16 protein-coding genes are annotated in these 17419 nt (G+C 74.7%); 9 read left to right on the top strand and 7 right to left on the bottom strand.

Annotated elements, in window-relative coordinates; genetic code table 11:
* Positions 1-17: 17 nt before the first annotated feature.
* Positions 18-1202 (top strand): allantoicase, encoded by a 1185-nt coding sequence (gene alc, locus ACFV4P_RS07885; protein WP_380468454.1) that lies wholly within the window; start codon positions 18-20, stop codon positions 1200-1202.
* 66 nt (positions 1203-1268) lie between these two features.
* Entirely contained in the window at positions 1269-2054 is a 786-nt protein-coding gene (locus ACFV4P_RS07880; RefSeq protein ID WP_380468452.1) for an IclR family transcriptional regulator, read from the top strand.
* A gap of 328 nt (positions 2055-2382) precedes the next feature.
* On the opposite strand, the gene ACFV4P_RS07875 is transcribed toward ACFV4P_RS07880, so the two are convergent.
* On the bottom strand, positions 2383-3384 hold the full coding sequence (locus tag ACFV4P_RS07875) for a helix-turn-helix domain-containing protein (protein ID WP_380468450.1): 1002 nt from the start codon (positions 3382-3384) through the stop codon (positions 2383-2385).
* A gap of 226 nt (positions 3385-3610) precedes the next feature.
* Between ACFV4P_RS07875 and ACFV4P_RS07870 the strand changes: the two genes are divergently transcribed.
* A complete protein-coding gene (locus tag ACFV4P_RS07870; protein WP_380468449.1) occupies positions 3611-4672 on the top strand; it encodes a DUF2776 family protein in 1062 nt (353 codons plus the stop codon).
* Positions 4673-4870: 198 nt separating this feature from the next.
* The gene (gene helR, locus ACFV4P_RS07865; RefSeq protein WP_380468447.1) at positions 4871-7057 is read left to right on the top strand and encodes an RNA polymerase recycling motor ATPase HelR; all 2187 of its coding nucleotides are present in this window, start codon (positions 4871-4873) and stop codon (positions 7055-7057) included.
* Between the two features lie 49 nt (positions 7058-7106).
* On the opposite strand, the gene ACFV4P_RS07860 is transcribed toward helR, so the two are convergent.
* From ACFV4P_RS07860 to ACFV4P_RS07850, 3 genes are all read right to left on the bottom strand, one after another.
* A complete protein-coding gene (locus ACFV4P_RS07860; RefSeq protein ID WP_380468445.1) occupies positions 7107-7727 on the bottom strand; it encodes a dihydrofolate reductase family protein in 621 nt (206 codons plus the stop codon).
* Positions 7728-7791: 64 nt separating this feature from the next.
* Positions 7792-8661: a helix-turn-helix domain-containing protein gene (locus ACFV4P_RS07855; protein ID WP_380468444.1), complete on the bottom strand. Its 870-nt coding sequence runs from the start codon at positions 8659-8661 to the stop codon at positions 7792-7794.
* A 23-nt stretch (positions 8662-8684) separates the two neighbouring features.
* Positions 8685-9488, bottom strand: coding sequence for an alpha/beta fold hydrolase (locus ACFV4P_RS07850; RefSeq protein WP_380468442.1), 804 nt, complete (start codon positions 9486-9488; stop codon positions 8685-8687).
* Between the two features lie 179 nt (positions 9489-9667).
* Between ACFV4P_RS07850 and ACFV4P_RS07845 the strand changes: the two genes are divergently transcribed.
* A complete protein-coding gene (locus ACFV4P_RS07845) occupies positions 9668-10087 on the top strand; it encodes a low molecular weight phosphotyrosine protein phosphatase (protein WP_380468440.1) in 420 nt (139 codons plus the stop codon).
* A gap of 62 nt (positions 10088-10149) precedes the next feature.
* On the opposite strand, the gene ACFV4P_RS07840 is transcribed toward ACFV4P_RS07845, so the two are convergent.
* Entirely contained in the window at positions 10150-11172 is a 1023-nt protein-coding gene (locus ACFV4P_RS07840; RefSeq protein WP_380468438.1) for a saccharopine dehydrogenase family protein, read from the bottom strand.
* Positions 11173-11283: 111 nt separating this feature from the next.
* On the opposite strand from ACFV4P_RS07840, the gene ACFV4P_RS07835 reads away from it, so the two are divergent.
* A complete protein-coding gene (locus ACFV4P_RS07835; protein WP_380468436.1) occupies positions 11284-12243 on the top strand; it encodes a helix-turn-helix domain-containing protein in 960 nt (319 codons plus the stop codon).
* A 39-nt stretch (positions 12244-12282) separates the two neighbouring features.
* On the opposite strand, the gene ACFV4P_RS07830 is transcribed toward ACFV4P_RS07835, so the two are convergent.
* Entirely contained in the window at positions 12283-13452 is a 1170-nt protein-coding gene (locus ACFV4P_RS07830) for a glycosyltransferase (protein WP_380468434.1), read from the bottom strand.
* A 92-nt stretch (positions 13453-13544) separates the two neighbouring features.
* Here ACFV4P_RS07830 and ACFV4P_RS07825 point away from each other — a divergent pair, with 92 nt between their 5' ends.
* Positions 13545-14480: an alpha/beta hydrolase fold domain-containing protein gene (locus tag ACFV4P_RS07825; protein ID WP_380468432.1), complete on the top strand. Its 936-nt coding sequence runs from the start codon at positions 13545-13547 to the stop codon at positions 14478-14480.
* Positions 14481-14491: 11 nt separating this feature from the next.
* Here the strand turns inward: ACFV4P_RS07825 and ACFV4P_RS07820 are convergent, their stop codons facing one another.
* Positions 14492-15040, bottom strand: a complete 549-nt coding sequence (locus ACFV4P_RS07820; protein WP_380468430.1) for a pyridoxamine 5'-phosphate oxidase family protein — start codon at positions 15038-15040, stop codon at positions 14492-14494.
* A gap of 193 nt (positions 15041-15233) precedes the next feature.
* Between ACFV4P_RS07820 and ACFV4P_RS07815 the strand changes: the two genes are divergently transcribed.
* Positions 15234-16151 carry a metal-dependent hydrolase gene (locus tag ACFV4P_RS07815; protein WP_380468428.1) on the top strand — a complete coding sequence of 306 codons (918 nt, stop codon included), beginning with the start codon at positions 15234-15236 and terminating at the stop codon, positions 16149-16151.
* A 182-nt stretch (positions 16152-16333) separates the two neighbouring features.
* Positions 16334-17419 (top strand): PDR/VanB family oxidoreductase, encoded by a 1086-nt coding sequence (locus ACFV4P_RS07810; protein WP_380468426.1) that lies wholly within the window; start codon positions 16334-16336, stop codon positions 17417-17419.

Below are 17419 nucleotides of genomic sequence, written 5' to 3'. Positions count from 1 at the left end.
GTTGGGAGGAGAGTCGGTTGAACAGTGCCGAGATGGTCGGGCAGTCGTCGTTCGGCGGGATGGTCGACCTGGCGTCGCGGGCGCTCGGGGCGGGCGTCGTCGCCACCAACGAGGACACCTTCGCCGACGCGGAGAACCTGCTGGTCGCTGCGCCCGCCGCGTTCCGGCCGCACACCTTCGGGCACAAGGGCCAGATCATGGACGGCTGGGAGTCCCGCCGGCGGCGCGGCATCAGCGCCGAACAGCCGCACCCCACCGACGAGGACCACGACTGGGTGATCGTCCGGCTGGGCGCGGCCGGACTGGTGCGCGGCGTGGTGGTGGACACCGCGCACTTCACCGGCAACTACCCCGAGACGGCGTCCGTGCAGGCCGCGTCCGTCCCCGGCCACCCCTCGCCCGCAGAGGTCGCCGCCGCCGACTGGGCGGAGATCGTCCCGCGGACGGCGCTGCGCGGCGACACCGCGCACGCGTTCGCGGTCTCCGACCCGGTGCGGTACACGCACGTCCGGCTGAACATCTGGCCGGACGGGGGCGTCGCCCGGCTGCGGGTGTACGGCGAAGTGCTGCCCGATCCACGGGAGTTGGCCGGGCTGACGTTCGACCTCGCCGCGCAGGAGCACGGCGGCGTCGCCGAGGACGCCTCGGACCGGTACTACTCGTCGCCGCACCACCTGAACGCCCCCGGGCGGGCGGCCGTGATGGGGGACGGGTGGGAGACGCGGCGGCGACGCGACACGTCCCACGACTGGGTGCGGCTCGCCCTGGCCGGGGAGGGGGAGGTGCTGGCGGCGGAGGTGGACACCTCGTGCTTCGTCGCCAACGCGCCCGGGTGGGTCGAGCTGGTGGGGGCGGGCGCGGACGGAGAACGGGCGCTGCTGCCACGGACGCGGCTGCAACCGGACACCCGGCACCGCTACCGGCTGGCCGAGGGCACGGCGGTCACGCATGTGCGGGTGAACGTGTACCCGGACGGGGGGCTGGCGCGGGTGCGGCTGGTGGGGCGGTTGACGGCGGCGGGGGAGGAGGCGTTGGCGCTTCGGTGGTTCAACGCGTTGCCGGAGCGGGAGGCGGGAGAAGTCGCGGCGAGCGACTGGTGGGGGGCGAGGAGAAGTGCTGTCGGCCGTTCCCCGGGAACGGGCGTCGGGGCATATGCCTGTCAAGGGGTTGGTGCTCTGGCGGGGGAATATCCGGTGAGCTGATGATGGGGGGTCGGTGGGCTGGCTACCCTGGGCGGATGGTGGGCCGCGAAGGGAGGGGGTCGGGGGATGGCGACGGTGAGCCGAGGGCGGAGTGATCTGCTGGGGCCGGGCGGTGGGGGTGCGGGGCCGTTCGGGGTTCTGCGGCGTGCGCTGCGGCTGTTGGAGGCCGTGGACCGGTACGCCGACGGCTGCACGATCGGGCAGTTGGCGCGGGCGCTGACCATGCCGGAGTCGGCGGTGCGGCAGCTCGCGGAGGAGTTGGAGACCGAGGGCTACCTGCTGCACCTGGAGGGGGTGTGGACGCTCGGCGGGGCGTTCACGCTGCTCGGCGCGCAGCACCGGGAGCCGCTGGTCCGGGCCCGGCTGCACCACCGCCTGGAGGACCTGCGGGACGAACTGGGCGCCGCCGTGTACTTCAGCCGGTACCAGGACGGCGAGTTGCTGGTGGAGGCGGTGTGCGACGCCGAGGACGCGCCGGCCGTGCACGAGTGGGTGGACTTCCGCGCCACCGCGCACGCCTCCGCGATCGGCAAGTGCCTGCTCGCCCAACTCGACCACGACGCACGGCTGGACCACTTCGCCCGCCACCCGGTGGCGCGGCTCACCGGGAGGACCATCACCGAGACCGACCGCCTGATGCACCGGCTCGACCGGCAGCCCGCCACCGTCCCCGTGCTGGACCTGCAGGAGTACTCGATGGACACGGTCTGCGCCGCCGTCCCGATAGTGGCCGGGAACACGGTGGGCTGCCTGGCCACCTCGCTGCCCGTCGAACAGGCGTACCGGCTGCGCGAGGCCGCCGAGCTGCTCACCGCGAGGGCCACGCCGCTGATGCTCGCGATGGCGGTGTGAACGCCTGACGGCCCGGCCGGCCCTGCTGCGACAGCGGGGCCGGCGGGGCCGGCGGGCGCACCCCGGGAAGGACACCCACCGCGCAGCGCGCGCCGGCCCGGGAAAGCACGACGGGGGCTGCCGCGTGGATCCGGCGATCCGTTGCGGCAGCCCCCGTCGGTTCGACGTAGTCCCCTCGTTTCCGGACCAGGCAGGTGGTCCGGAGCGACGTCGAAGGTTCGAGCCCGTCCCCCCGGGAACGGGCTTCCCCCGGTGCGTTCCACCGTAGGGGGAGGGCGCGGGCCGGAGTTGGCAGCGCGTGTCCGGCGAGTTGGCGAGGGGGCGACTCTCAGGGGCAGGCGTGCCGCCGGTGGTCGCGCGGGGCCAGGCCGTACGCGGTGCGGAAGGCGCGGCTGAAGTCGTCGGGGCGGGGGATGCCACAGCGGGCGGCGATGGTGCCGATGGGGACGGCACGCAGGGCCGGGTCGGCGAGGTCGCGGTGCGCCTTTTCGAGGCGGAGGCGGCGGATCCAGGCGGCGACGGTGTCGCCGTCGGTGTGCAGCGCGAACAGGCGGTGCAGGTAGCCCACCGAGATGTGGTGGGCGGCGGCGACGGTGGCCGGCGACAGCTCGGGGTCGTGCAGGTGGCGGCGGACGAAGGCGCGGACCTGTTCGACGAGGGAGCGCTGACGGGCGCTCTCGGGCAGCCCGGAGTCGTCCGCCAGCTCGTCGGCCAGCCACGCGGCGACCAGGTCGACGGCGATCGGGCCGAGCCGGTCGGCGACGGCGGGGCCGAGGACGGGGGCCTGCCGGTCGATGCTGAGCAGGAAGTCGGCGAGCACCGCCGCCGGGCCCTCGGTGGCGCGGAATCCCCGCCCGAGCAGCCGGCGCAGTCGGTGCGGCGGGACGGGCAGCAGCGCGGTGGGGAAGTCGATGCCGACGGCCTCGACGCGGGGCCGGCCGTCGGCGGCGTCGCGGGCGCCGAGCGCCCGGAGCTCGTACGGGCGGGAGCTGTCGAGCAGGGTGATGTCGCCGGGCCGGAACAGCTGGGTCTGCTCGCCGTCGCGGGTCAGCGCGAGCGCGCCGCCCTGGACGAACGTCAGGTGGAACACCCCGGGGTCGGAGCGCCGGACCCGGGCGTCGCTGCGGCGGAAACGGGCGGACGGGAAGGAGGTGCCGAGGAAGGTCACCGGGCCGAGTTCGGAGCGGCGCAGTACGGCCTCGAACCGGTCGAGGTCCGGGGAGGTGGCGTCGCAGTCCCTGGTCAGGCCGATCAGGTCGCGCCAGACCTCGAACCGCTCCTGCGGTCGGAGTTCTGCGAACGGGTCGACGCTCTCCGTCGCCGCGGCCATGCCGGTGCCCACCTTCCGTCGTCCCTCGGCCACTCGCCGTGTCCGTCACAGCATCTCAGGCCACCGCCGGGGCCCCGCACGGCGGGTGTCACCGGAGGCCCGGAGCGGCCCGTGGGCCGATCGAACGAAATCGGTGGACACTCGCCGCCGGCGGGAGGGCGGGCGGCCCGGCGGGCTGAACACTGACTGCCGGCCAGAACCGGGACAGACCGATCGAGGAGACCTGGTGAACCACGGAATCAGTGTGCTGTTCCGGGCGATTCCGCTGCTCATGGGCGCGGTGTCGGCCGCACTGGGCGGCTGGGTCCTCGCCCACTCCGGCGGGCCGAGCGCCCGGGTCGCGGGCCTGACGCTGATCTTCCTGGCCGCCGTCTGCCTCTGCCTGTTCGCCACCGTGGCGACCGTCGTCCGGCAGCTGATCGGCCGCTTCACCGCAGTGGACCGGATCGGCTACCCGTTGTTCGGCTTCGCGGTCGCCGGCGTCGCCATCGGCTACGGGCTCCGCCTGCTGACGGAGGACCGCCGGCCGCCGCCCGACTTCGTGGCCGGGAGCGTGGTCCTCGGCCTCGGCCTGGTCTGCGTGTGCGTCTCGTCCGTGGCCGCCGTCGCCACCCGGTTCACGCTGATCGGGGAGAACGCCGCCCTTCCCGGCGGCTCCCCGCCGCGCTCGCCCGCGCCGTTCCGTCCGGCCACGGCCCGGGCGCTGGTGGCGCTCCCGGTCCTCGCGGCCGCCGTCGCCGCGGCCTGGGCGACCGTCCTGCTGGCCAACGGGGGCGGCGGCGACGCCGACGGACGCTTCACGGCCGGGCACCTGGTGGTCGACCTGGCGATCGTTTGCACCGCCCTGATCGGGCTGGTGGTCAGCCTGCTGCGGCAGATCCGGAACACCTACACCCGGCGGGACCGGATCTGGTGGCTCGTCCCGTCCGCCGTGCTCGGCGCCATGGACATCACCGGGGGCCTGGTCGTCGTCACGCTGAACCCCCGGCCCGCCCAACTGGCCACCGGATACGTCCAGATCGGGCTGGGGCTGCTCTGCTGGACCGTCCTCGGCGCGGTGCTGCTGCTCGCCCTCGGCTGGCGCCGCGCCGCGCCGTCGGCCCACCACGTCCCGCTGATCCCGGTCGGCACGACCCTGCTCTGCCTGTTCATGTCGGCGTTCCTGTTCGAGTCGGCCGACCCGGACGTGATCGTCGCGGCCCGGGTCCTGGTCGGCCTCGGCGCCGTCTGCTTCGCGCTGTTCGCCCTCCTCTCCGTCCTGGAGAGCGGCACCGCAGGCCGGGACTGACACGACGCCCGCCCGAAAACAGCGAAGGCAGGGAGCCGATGCTCTCCTGCCGCTATCCAACGTATACCGGACAGGGGGCCTTGCGGCAAGGCCCCCCCGGTGGCGCACAATCGCTCATCTGAACCGGGGAACCCGCGCAAACAGCGCAGACGGGGCGAAACGCGCGCAACGCCCGGCAGCGGATCGGAGAGCAGTTCCATGACCCACCAGACGACCAGCGCCTTTGCTCTGCCCGAGCGGCTCGCCGCCAAGGCGGACCCGGCCCTGATCGCCGACGACGACCGGCACTTCGCCACCGTCGCCACCACCCTCGAACAGGACATCGCCGAGCTGACCGCCCGCCTCGACCAGGCCCGCCGCAACCCCGGCGGAGCCGGCCGCGCCGCCCTGGACCGCGACAACGAGATCCACCGGATCTCGTCCCGGCTGCGGACGCTGCGCCGCTTCGGCAGCGACCTGTGCCTCGGCCGGATCGTCCTCGCCGGCCAGGACGAACCCGTGTACATCGGCCGCCTCGGCCTCGCCGGCGCCGACGGCCACCGACTGCTCATCGACTGGCGCTCGCCCGCCGCCGAACCGTTCTTCGCCGCCACCCACGCCAACCCGATGGGCCTCACCAGCCGCCGCCGCTACCGCTGGCAGCGCGGCACCGTCGGCGACTACTGGGACGAGGTGTTCACCGCCGACGCGCTCGACGGCCACGCCGCCCTCGACGACCAGTCCGCGTTCATCGCCAGCCTCGGCTCCGCCCGCTCCGAGCGGATGCGCGACGTCCTCGCCACCATCCAGGCCGACCAGGACGCCGTCATCCGGGCCGGCTCGCGCGGCGCCCTCGTCCTCGACGGCGGCCCCGGCACCGGCAAGACCGTCGTCGCCCTGCACCGCACCGCCCACCTGCTGTACTCCGATCCGCGCCTCGGCCACCGCAAGGGCGGCGTGCTGTTCGTCGGCCCCCACCAGCCGTACCTGGCGTACGTCGCCGACGTGCTGCCCAGCCTCGGCGAGGAGGGCGTCCAGACCTGCACCCTGCGCGACCTGGTCCCCGAGGGCCCGGCGGTCGCGGAGGAACCGGACCCCGAGGCGGCCCGGTTGAAGGCCGCCGCCGGCATGGTCGGCGCGATCGAACAGGCCGTCGGAATCTACGAGGAACCGCCCACCGAGGCCTGCAAACTCGCCATCGAGTGGTACGAGATCTCGGTCCAGCCCGAGGACTGGTCCGAGGCCTTCGCCGCCGTCGGCCCCGGCACCCCGCACAACGAGGCCCGCGAGACCATCCTCGACGAACTCATCACCATCCTGATCGACAGGAACGCCCACGCCCTCGACGACGAGGAACACGGCATCTCGCCCGAGATGCTCGCCCGCGAACTCCGCCGCGACCGCGAACTGCTCACCGCGCTGCGCCGCGCCTGGCCGATCCTCGAACCCACCGACCTGGTCGGCGACCTGTGGACCGTCCCCGCCTACCTGCGGCTGTGCGCGCCCTGGCTGAGCCGCGAGGAGATCCGCACCCTTCAGCGCACCGACCCCGCCGCCTGGACGCTCTCCGACCTGCCGCTGCTGGACGCCGCCCGCCGCCGCCTCGGCGACACCGCCGCCGACCGCCGCCAGCGCGCCCACCGGGCCCGCCTCGCCGCCGAACGCGAAATGATGGACGGCGTCGTCGACCACCTGCTGAACGCCGACGACGACGGCGAGGGCGCGACGATGATGCTGGGCGGCGCCGACCTGCGCGACGCGCTGATCGACCACTCCGAGCCCGAGCCGGTCAACCCCGACCTGCTGGCCGGCCCGTTCGCCCACATCGTGGTCGACGAGGCGCAGGAACTCACCGACGCCGAATGGCAGATGCTGATCGCCCGCTGCCCGTCCCGCTCGTTCACCATCGTCGGCGACCGCGCGCAGGCCCGGCACGGCTTCACCGAGTCCTGGACCGAACGCCTGGAACGGGCCGGCCTGGACCGCGTCACCCTCACCTCGCTGAGCGTCAACTACCGCACGCCCGAAGAGGTCATGGCCGAGGCCGAACCCGTCATCCGGGCCGCCCTCCCCGACGCCAACGTCCCCACCTCGATCCGCCGCAGCGGCCTGCCCGTCCTGCACGGCGCCCCCGCCGACCGCGACACCCTGCTCGCGGCCTGGCTGGCCGACCACCCCGAGGGCACCGCCTGCGTCATCGGCGACCCGACCTGGCCCGGGCTGCCCCGGGTCCGCTCGCTCACCCCCGAACTCGTCAAGGGCCTGGAGTTCGACCTGGTCGTCCTGATCGACCCGGAGGCCTTCGGCGAGGGCATCGAGGGCGCCGTCGACCGCTACGTCGCGATGACCCGCGCCACCGGGCAGCTCGCCATCCTGCGCAGCCGGCCGGTGGGCGCCGGGGGGTGAGCCGGGCGGGGGTGAGCCGGGAGGGGGTGAGCCGGGGGGTGGGCCGGCCTCACAGCGAGTTGAGCACCCGGTAGCGCAGATGCGTGACGGTCGGGGAGGCGATCGCCTCGACCGGCTCCAGGGTGGCGCGGACGTCGTCGAGCAGCCGCACGCCCGCCCCGAGGCCGAGGGCCACCGGGACGACGTGCAGGACGAGTTCGTCGAGCAGCCCCGCCTGAAGGTACTGGCGGACGGTGGACGCGCCGCCGGCGATCTCCACGTCCTGCTCGCCGGCGGCGGCCCGGGCCCGGTCGAGGGCGGCCTCGATGCCGTCCGTGACGAACTCGAAGGTGGTGCCGCCCTCCATCGGGAGCGGCTCGCGCGGGTGGTGGGTGAGCACGAACACCGGTGCGTGGTACGGCGGTTCGGGCCCCCACCAGCCCGTCCAGGACTCGTCCCAGGCGCCCCGGCCCGGGCCGAACATGTTCCGCCCCATGATGTGCGCGCCGGTGTTGGCGTGCAGCACGCCCAACAGGTGCGCGTCCTGCTCGCGCCCCGGCCGGTCGGTCTCCCCCATCCAGGAGGTCAGGGGCTCCCGCACACCCGGGCCGAACGGATGCTCCAGGCTCTGGTCCGGCCCGGCGGTGTACCCGTCCAGCGAGACGGCCAGATTGGCGGTGACGATTCCCACGAGGGCTCCCGGTGGTTCGACGGCTGTGTGTCCCCCGGCGAATGCTAGGCAGCCGGGCGGCCGTTCAGCGGGAGCCACGAGCGGGGGCGGGCACGGACCCCGGCCAGGCGGTGGCGTCCACGGCGAGCCAGGGCGCGGCGGCCACCGCCGTCGGCGTCAGGCCGGTGAAGGTCCGCACCTCGCGGTGCAGGTGGGACTGGTCCGCGAAGCCGCTCTCGGCCGCGACGCCGGCCGCCTCGCGGCCCACCGCGAGCAGGTGGACGGCGTGGTCGAAGCGCACCAGCCGGGCCGCCCGCTTGGGCGTGACGCCCAGCTGGGCGCGGAACCTGGCCCACAGCAGCTGGCGGCTCCAGCCGACCTCGTCCGCCAGCGCCTCCACCCTGGCCCGCCCCCGGCTGCCGAGGGTCCGCCGCCAGACGTGGGCCACCTCCGGGTCGACGCGCGGGCGGTCGGCGCGGCGCCGTTCGAGCCAGTCCGCCGCCACGGCGAACCGTTCCTCCCAGCAGCCTGCCGCGCGCAGCCGGTCCTCCAGCCGTCCCGCGTCCCGGCCCCAGACGGCCTCCAGGGCCGCGACCGGTCCGCCGCGCTCCGGGCCGAGCAACGCGGCCGCCGCGACCGGGTCCAGGCGGATCTGCAGACAGTCCACCCCCCGTCCCGCCGCCCGGAGTTCGCCCGGGAGCAGCCCGACGACGACACTGCCGCAGGTGCGCCGGCCGTGCGCGTCGTAGACGATGCCCCGGTCGTCGCCCGCCCGCCCGCCGCTCAGATCGACGAGCACCGTCACCGCCGGATGCGCGACCATCGTGATCCCCGCGGCCTCCGGGACCTGCTGCCGGAACCCGGCCATGGTGACGCCCGGCAGCAGCCCGGGCGACGGGGGCGGGACCGCGATGTCCACCGCGGACCAGTCGGGCGGAGGAGTAGATGACGGCACGTCAAAATCCTAAGGCAGCACGGCTATCGGTCGGGGGCGGCGAAGCCCAGCAGCAACTCGGCGGTCGGCCCGGGCGCTTCGAGCATGGGCGCGTGCCCGACACCGGGCAGCATCACCACCCGCGCCACCGCGTCGTACCGGTGCGCCGAGGACGGATCCCACCGCGGGTCGGCGGCGCCGAAGACCACCAGGGCGGGCAGTCCGAGCGCGGCCAGCCGCTCCGGCGCCCCGCGCTCGCGGAGGTACGCCTCGTTGGCGCGCAGGACCGCGCGGAACGTGCGGTAGGTGATCAACCGCACCCCGGCCACCACCTCGTCCGGAATCACCACCGGGCGGGCGGCGATCGCCGTCAGCCCCTTGCGGACCACCGCGTCGGTGCGCAGCGCCCACAGCAGCGGCCCCAGCGGCGGGGCCAACAACAGGCGCAGCAGCAACGGCTCCGGCAGCAGCGCGTCCATGCCCGGGCCGGTGCCGACCAGCGCGAGCGAGCGCACCAGGTCCGGCCGCCGCTCGGCGAGCGCCGTGGTGACGTACCCGCCGCTGGAGTGCCCGACCGCGACCACCGGCCCCACCCCCAGCCCGTCGAGCACCGCCGCCACCCGACCGGCCTGCACCGGGACGTCGTACGGCGGCCGCCGCGGAGACCGGCCGCACCCCGGAAGGTCGACGGTGATCACCCGGTGGTGCGCCGCCAGCACCTTCGCCACCGGGCCCCAGAACGCACCGGACGCCCCCGACCCGTGAACGAGCAGAACCGGCGGCGCCTCCGCCGGCCCGTCGCAGACCACGTGCATGCCGTACGCGCGTTCGCGCGGGAAGTCACTCATGGCAGCGATGATGCGCGCGGGCCGACGGCCGGTCTTGGACAAATGTCGTCGGCGGCCCACCGCCTTCGGTGTTCCGCGGTGGCCCGGACGTGGGATCGACGCCCCCGCCTCCCGCCCGGGCCGGGTGCGACGGCGGAGGATCACTCCGACCGCACCCCCGCCCGAGCACTGGAGCCCCGATGACCAGGCGCATCCTCACCGTCTGCCTCGGTAACTACTGCCGCAGCCCGTTCGCCGCGCGCGTCCTCGCCGATCTCGGCGGTGCGGCCGTGGAGGTGCGCTCCGCCGGGCTGACCGGCGACTGGCGGGAGGCGCACCCCGAGATGGTCGCCGTGGCGGCCGTCCTCGGCTACGACCTGAGCGGCCACCGGGCCACCCGCGTCACGGCGGAGCTGATCGAGTGGGCCGATCTGGTCCTCGCCATGGACCACGCCGTGCTGGACCGGCTCTACGCCCTGGTCGGCCCCGACAGCACCACCGAGATGCGGCTCTACCTCGACCACGACCGCGACGTGCCCGACCCGATGGGCCGCTCCGCCGTCGAGTTCGTCTACTGCGCACTGCTGATCGAGGCGGGCGCGGCCAGACACCTGCCCTGACGGGACGTCGAACACGATGCTGCCGAACGATCGGCCCGTCCTGTTCCCCGGCCCGAGCCCGGTCAGCCGTGCTGTGGCGAGAGGTGTGCGGACAGGGCGCGCAGGAAGTCCGGGGCGTCGAAGATCGCGCCTGCGGAGGCGACGCCGGTGGTCCTGGTGCGGCCGGTGAGGATGCGGTCGACGGCCTCCACGGCGAGCGGGGCGCTGACGGCGTAGATGTCCTGACCGGCGACGGACGCGCGGCGTTCGGCGGTGCCGGAGCGGACCAGGACGTCGACGACGAAGGTCTGCGCGGAGCGGCCGCGTTCGTCCACGGCGGTCGGGGCGGAGGCGTCGGGCGCGGACAGGTCCGCGGCCGCGTTCGCCGTCATGTAGGTGCGCACCTCCGGGACGTCCAGGTGGCTGGGGACGGTGACCACGTCGGCCATGGTGAACCCGTCGATCACGCGCCGCGGGCCGAGCGGGGCGGGGAAGCGCCAGTCGAGGGTCGGCAGGGCGTCGTCGTGGTACTCCAGCCGCCCGCCGGTGAAGCGGACCCGGCGCCCGGCGCGGCGCTGCGCCGAGACCGCGCCCGCGGCGAGCGTGCCGGCCGTGGGGTGCCAACTGCTCAGGCCGTAGGCGATGTGTGCCTCGTCCGCCGACGTCCAGTCGCCCATCGCGGCTGTCACCAGCAGGTCGCCGAGGCCGCCGTAGAAGGCCATCGCCGGGACCACCGCGGTGCCTGCCGCGCGGGCGCGCTCCGCGAACCTGGCGAAGGTGTCGAGGTTCGCCTCGATCTCGGCCGCCACGTCGACGTACGGGAGGCCGGCCCGCAGTGCCGCCTCGATCAGCGGGGCGGCGGTGGTGGCGAACGGCCCCGCGCAGTTGATCACGGCGGCGGCGCCGCGCAGGGCGCGGTCCAGCGAGGCCGGATCGTCCACCGAGGCCTGCCGCGCCTCGGTGGACGATCCGGCCAGCGCCGCCAGCTTGTCCCGGTCGCGGCCGACGAGCAGCGGGACGTACCCGCGCTCGCGCAACTCCGCGACCACGAACCGCCCGGTGTGCCCGTAAGCGCCGTACACCGCCACATTCCTGCCCGACTCCATGCCGCCTGCTCCCGCTCGTCCGAAATGGTCCGACTCCGACGAGGAAGACCCTCTCCCGTCCGGCACACGGCGCCCAGTGTCCGGAACGACACGACCCGTACACTTTCCGACATGGTCCCCGCCGTGCACTCCGCCGCGCACTCCGTCGCGATCGCCGCCACCGACGGCATGCTGCACTTCGAACTCGCCCTGGCCCAGGAGGTGTTCGGCTCGCGCCCGGACGCCGTACCGGGCCCCTGGTACGACGTCAAGGTGTGCGGTACGCAGGCCGTCCGGGTCGGCCGGTTCCTGCTGGAACCCGACTGCGGACTCGACCGGCTGACGGACGCCGACACCGTGATCGTCCCCGCCCTCGCGGACATCGACCGGGACCCGCCGGCCGAACTCGTCGACGCCGTGCGCGCCGCCCACGCGTCCGGCGCCCGGGTGGTCTCGCTGTGCACCGGCGCGTTCGCCCTCGCCGCCGCCGGCCTGCTCGACGGGCTGCGCGCGACCACGCACTGGGCGCACACCGAGGAACTGGCCAGGCGGTACCCCCGCGTCGAGGTGGACCCGGACGTGCTCTACGTCGACAACGGCCGGGTCCTCACGTCCGCCGGCAAGAGCGCGGCGATGGACCTGTGCCTGCACCTGGTCCGGCGCGACCACGGCTCGGCGATCGCCAACGTGGCCGCCCGCCGCCTCGTCGTCCCGCCCCACCGGGCAGGCGGGCAGGCGCAGTTCGTCACCACACCGGTGCCCGCCCGGGACGACCACCCGCTGGCCGAGCTGCTCCCGTGGGTGATGCGCCGGCTGGACGAGCCGCTCACCGTCGAGGACCTGGCCCGCCGGGCGAACCTGAGCTCCCGCCAGCTGGCCCGCCACTTCCGGACGGTGACCGGCACCACCCCGCTGCAGTGGCTGCTGACGCAGCGGATCCGGCGCGCGCAGGAAATGCTGGAGACCACGGACGACAGCGTCGACACCATCGCCGCGGCCTCCGGCCTGGGCACCTCCACCACCCTGCGCCGCCACTTCCACCGCACCGTCGGCGTGCCGCCGGACACCTACCGCCGCACCTTCCGGGCGTGAGACGGTGAGGCTGCCGCCGCGCCTTCCGGGCGTGAGGGGTCAGTCGCGGCGGGCGACCGACAGCAGGACGTCCACCAGGCGCTCCGCCGCGTCCGGGCGACCGTGCTCGCGGGCGCGGGCCGCCATCGCGGTGCGGCGGTCCGGGTCGTCCAGCAGGGGGCCGATCGCCGTGCGGAGGTCGTCCGGGCCGACGGCGCCGAGCAGGGCGACCGCCGCCCCCGCCTGCTCCAAGTGGGCGGCGTTGTGGGCCTGTTCGTTGCCCGCTGCCGAGGCCAGCGGGACGAAGACGGCCGCCTTGCCCAGCGCCGTCAGCTCCGCGAGGGTGCCCGCGCCGCTGCGGCTGACCACCACGTCCGCCAGGGCCAGGACGTCCGGGAGCTCGGCGCCCATGAAGCCGGTCAGGTAGTAGCGGCCCATCAGGTGGGCCGGCAGCCGCGCCGCCCGGGCGTGCAGGTCGGCCTCGTTCGCCGGCCCGCACTGGTGGACGACGTTCGCCCGCTCCAGCAGCCACGGCAGGACGCCGGACACCAGGTCGTTGATCTGCGCCGAGCCCTGCGCGCCGCCCGTGACGTACACCGTCGGCAGCGAACGGTCGAAGCCGTACAGCCCGAGCGCCGCCACCGCCTTGTCCGGGTGCCCCGTCAGCACGGCCGGGCGGACCGGATTGCCCGTCACCACGGCCGTGCTGCGGGCCGAACCCGGCAGCAGGGGCAGCGTCGACTCGGAGGAGACCGCGACCCGGGTCGCCGCCCGCGCCAGCACCCGGTTCGCCAGCCCCAGCCGCACCGTCTGCTCGTGCACCACCAGCGGGGCCCGGCGCGAGCGGGCGGCCAGGCCCACCGGCACCGCCACGTACCCGCCCGTCGCCAGCACCACGTCCGGCCCGAACCGCCGGATCAGCGACCGCGCCTGCACCGCGCCCCACGGCACCCGCAGCATGTCCCGCACATTCGCCGGGGACAGCAGCTTCAGCGGATTGCTCGACCGCCGGACCTTGCCCGTGGCGACCGGCTCGAACCTGATCCCCTCGGCAGGCGCGATCCGCGCCTCCAGGCCCTTCGCCGTCCCCACCCACAGCACGTCCACCGCCCGGCCCTCGGCCGCCAGCCGCTCCTGCAACGCCCGTACCGCCGTCAACGCCGGATACGTGTGCCCGCCCGTACCTCCGCCGGTCACCACCAGACGCAACGCCCGCTGTTCGTCGCCCACTTCGCGCCACTCCTCCTGCTCGATCCGCTGCTGCGCCTCCAGGGTGCACGCTTACCCGGTACGCCGTCACATTCGCTGGGGGACACGAGGACATGCACGAGGCTTACCTGGATCCGGAATTGGCGGCGGCGCTGGCGGCCCGGGGCGGCACACCGGCGCCGTTGACGCCGGAGCGGCTGCCGCAGTGGCAGCAGGCGGACGCGGCGGCGCGACCACGGCCCGGCGTACCGGAGTTGACGGCCGACGGCCGGTTCGAGGCGGGCGTCGGGGACGGTGTGGTGTGGGCACGTCCGTCCGGCGCCCGCGGGCGGCTGCCGGTCCTGTACTACCTGCACGGAGGCGGGCTGATCGGCGGCAACGCGTACGCCGTACTGCCGCGCGTGCTGCGGGAGTTGGCGGAGCCCCTCGGCCTGGCCGTCGTCTCGGTCGAGTACCCGCTCGCCCCCGGCGCCCGGTACCCGGCACCCCTGCACGCCTGCCGGGACGCCCTGCACCGGACGCTGGCCGACGCCGACCTGCTCGGAATCGACCCCGAACGGGTGATCCTGGCCGGCAAGAGCGCCGGCGGCGGCCTCGCCGCGGCCCTCGCCCTGCTCCTGCGCGACAACGGCGGCCCGGCGGTCATCGGCCAACTCCTGCTCAGCCCGATGCTCGACGACCGCGGCGACACCGCCTCCGGCCGCCAACTCGCCGGCCACGACACCTGGGACGCCATCTCCAACGCCACCGCCTGGTCCGCCGCCCTCGGCCCCCGCCGCGGCGCTCCCGACCTCCCCCCGTACGCCGCCCCCGCCCGCGCCACCTCGCTGGTGGGCCTGCCGCCCGCCTACCTGGAGGTCGGGTCGGCGGAGACCTTCCGGGACGAGGTGGTGGCCTATGCGAACACCCTCTGGCAGTCCGGCGGCAACGCCGAACTCCACGTCTGGCCCGGCGCGTTCCACGGCTTCGACACCCTCGCCCCGACCGCCGCCGTCAGCCGCAGAGCGGTGGCGGCCCGGCAGGACTGGCTGCGGCGACTGCTGGCGTGAGCCGGTCCGCGTCAGCCCGGGACGGCGGTGGGGGTCCAGCCGGTGGAGGTCCAGCCGGTGGGGGTGCGGGTGCAGCGGAGGTGCTGGTGGTCGCGGGTGGGGGAGGCCTGCCAGAACTCGACGGTGGTGGCGTGGAGGGCGTAGCAGCGGAGGGCGGGGGAGGGGGTGGTGCAGGCGGGGGCGGGGCGGACGGGGCCGCGGAGGCGGACCTGGCGGCCGGGGCGGGGCCAGTAGACGGTGAGGGCGGCGTCCGGGCGGGCGGTGAACTGGCGGGCCTTCGGGGAGTCGGGCTCGGTCCAGAAGTGCCAGGCGCCGGTGGACGCGTCGACGTCGCGCAGGACGAGCACCCGGGCGTCCGGGCGGCCCTCGGCGTCGACGGTGGAGAGCGTCATCACCTGCGCGTCGGGGACGTCCGAGGCGAGGGCGTCCAGCAGCCAGGTGGTGAAGAGGGCGGCCGGGTCGGCGGGGCCGGGGCCAGGGGCCGGGTAGTCGGCGGCCGCGAGGACGGGACGGGCGATCAGGGCCCGCACCAGCGGGCCGGGTTCGGTGCGGTCGGTCACGGTCTCTCCCGGGGTGGCTCCGGGTCACCCTATCGAGCGGCTTATTAGACTCAATGTTGATAAGACTCGTCGAACCCCTTGTCGAGCCCGATACCCGCGAGTAGTTTGCCCCTGTGCCCACGGGTCCACCGGGACCCCCGAAGGCCGGCCCGCCGCCCGTCAACCCCCAGTCGCAGGTACAGGAGGCACCCCCATGCCGCGCACCACCCCCTCCCGCAGCCTTCGGCCCGGGCGGCCCGCGTCCGTGCACGACAACCTCGTCCTCGAACCCCGCGACGTCCACTTCGACTGGTCGCAGCTGCCCCTGCACTGGATCCCCGACGAGCCGATGGCCACCCACACCATCAACGTCCTGCACCTGCTGCTCCCCGAGGGCGAACGGTGGTTCGTCAAGGTGTTCAAGGAAGCCCTGCCGCTGATCCGGGACGAGCAGCTGCGCGAAGAGGTGCTCGGCTTCATCGGCCAGGAGGCGATCCACGCCGAGGCCCACCAGGAAGTCCTCGACCACCTGCTCGCCCAGGGCCTCGACCCGCGCCCGTACGTCCGGCAGATCAGCTGGCTGTTCCGCCGCGTCCTCGGCGACCGGCCCGCGCTGACCGCCCGCAAGCGCCGCGAGAACATCATCGAACGGGTCGCCTTCATCGCCGCGATCGAACACTTCACCGCGTTCCTCGGCAACTGGGCCCTCAACTCGCCCGGCCTCGACCGCGCCAAGGCCGACCCCACCATGGTCGACCTGCTGCGCTGGCACGGCGCGGAGGAAGTCGAACACCGCAGCGTCGCCTACGACTTGATGCGCCACCTCGACCCCGGCTATCTGCGCCGGATCCGCGGCATGGTCATCTCCGGCCCGCTCCTGATCCACCTGTGGGTCCGCGGCGCCCGCTACATGCTCGCCGCCGACCCCTCGCTCAACGGCAGCCTGGCGCCGACCTGGGGCGAGTACCACAAGGCCGCGAAGCGGGGACTGCTCCCCGAACCCGCCCGGTTCGTCCGCTCGGCGCTGCGGTACTTCGGCCCCGGGTACCACCCCACCAACGAGGGGAGCTCCTCGCAGGCGCTCGCGTACTTGGCGAAGTCGCCTGCGGCAAGGGCTGCTGCCGCGCACTGAGAGAGGGGCGGGTGCGTGGGGAACTGCGCGACAAGCGCAGACCACGTCCGCAAGGTCGCGATCACGTGCAGGTCATTGTCCCTCGTCGCGAGCTTGCGGTCGTGTTCGTTCCCCTTCGCGCAGTTCCCCGCGCCCCTGGTGGTGCTCTTCCCCTTCTCCCAATCCCCCTTCTGGAGTCCCTCATGGATCTCGAGACCCCGCCGCCGGACCTGTACGGCCGTCCTCGGGCGGATCGGATGTTCGCGCGGTTGACCGCGTTCGGTGACTGGTACCCCGAGGTGCTGGGGCGGCCGGGGTTGCGGCGGAGCCCCCGGCGGGCCGAGTCGCGGCCGGTGCCGCCGTTGCACCTGGTGGTGACGTCGCACCAGGTGATCGCCGAGGAGGTGGTCGAGCTGCGGCTGGCCGACCCCTCGGGCGGGGTGCTGCCGGAGTGGCAGCCGGGCGCGCGGGTGGTGCTGACGCTGCCGTCGGGGCTGGAGCGCCACTACTCGCTGTGCGGGGACCCGGCCGACCGGCACGTCTACCGGGTCGCGGTGCGGCGGATCGCCGACGGCGGCGGCGGTTCGGTGGAGATCCACGACGACCTGCACGTGGGCAGGCGGCTGCAGGTGCGCCGCCCCCGCAACGGCTTCGCGTTCTGCGGGGAGCCGCAGGTGCTGTTCCTGGCCGGCGGCATCGGCGTCACGCCGCTGCTCCCGATGGCCCGCGCCGCCCAACACGCCCGGATCGACTGGAAGTTGATCCACGTCGGGCGCACCGCCGGCGCGCTGCCGTTCACCGAGGAGCTGAGGGCACTCGACCCGAACCGGGTCGAGATCCGCACCGACGACGTGCACGGCGTCCCGGACGCCGCCGAGCTGCTCTCGCACGCCGCGCGCAACGCCGCCGTGTACGTGTGCGGCCCCGCGCCGATGCTCGGCGCCGTGCAGCGGGCGCTGGACGCCTCGCCGGCGGCGTCGCTGCACTTCGAACGGTTCGGCGCCGCGCCGATCGTGGACGGCCGGCCGTTCGCGATCCGGCTGGGCGAGGACGGCGGGACGGTGACCGTCCCGGCGGACCGCTCCGCGCTGGACGTCGCCCGGGACACGAGGCCGGACCTGGCGTACTCCTGCAAGCAGGGCTTCTGCGGCACGTGCGTGCTGAAGGTGGCGTCCGGCACGCCCGAGCACCGCGACCGCAGGCTGACCGAGGAGGAGCGGGCCGCGGGCCTGATGCTGCCGTGCGTGTCCCGAGCCGCCGAGGGCGAAACCCTCGTCCTGGAGGTGTAG

The organism is Kitasatospora sp. NPDC059795, from assembly GCF_042732175.1.
In the GTDB taxonomy this organism is placed as follows: Bacteria; Actinomycetota; Actinomycetes; order Streptomycetales; family Streptomycetaceae; genus Kitasatospora.
This window is presented reverse-complemented; position numbering and strand designations above follow the sequence as displayed.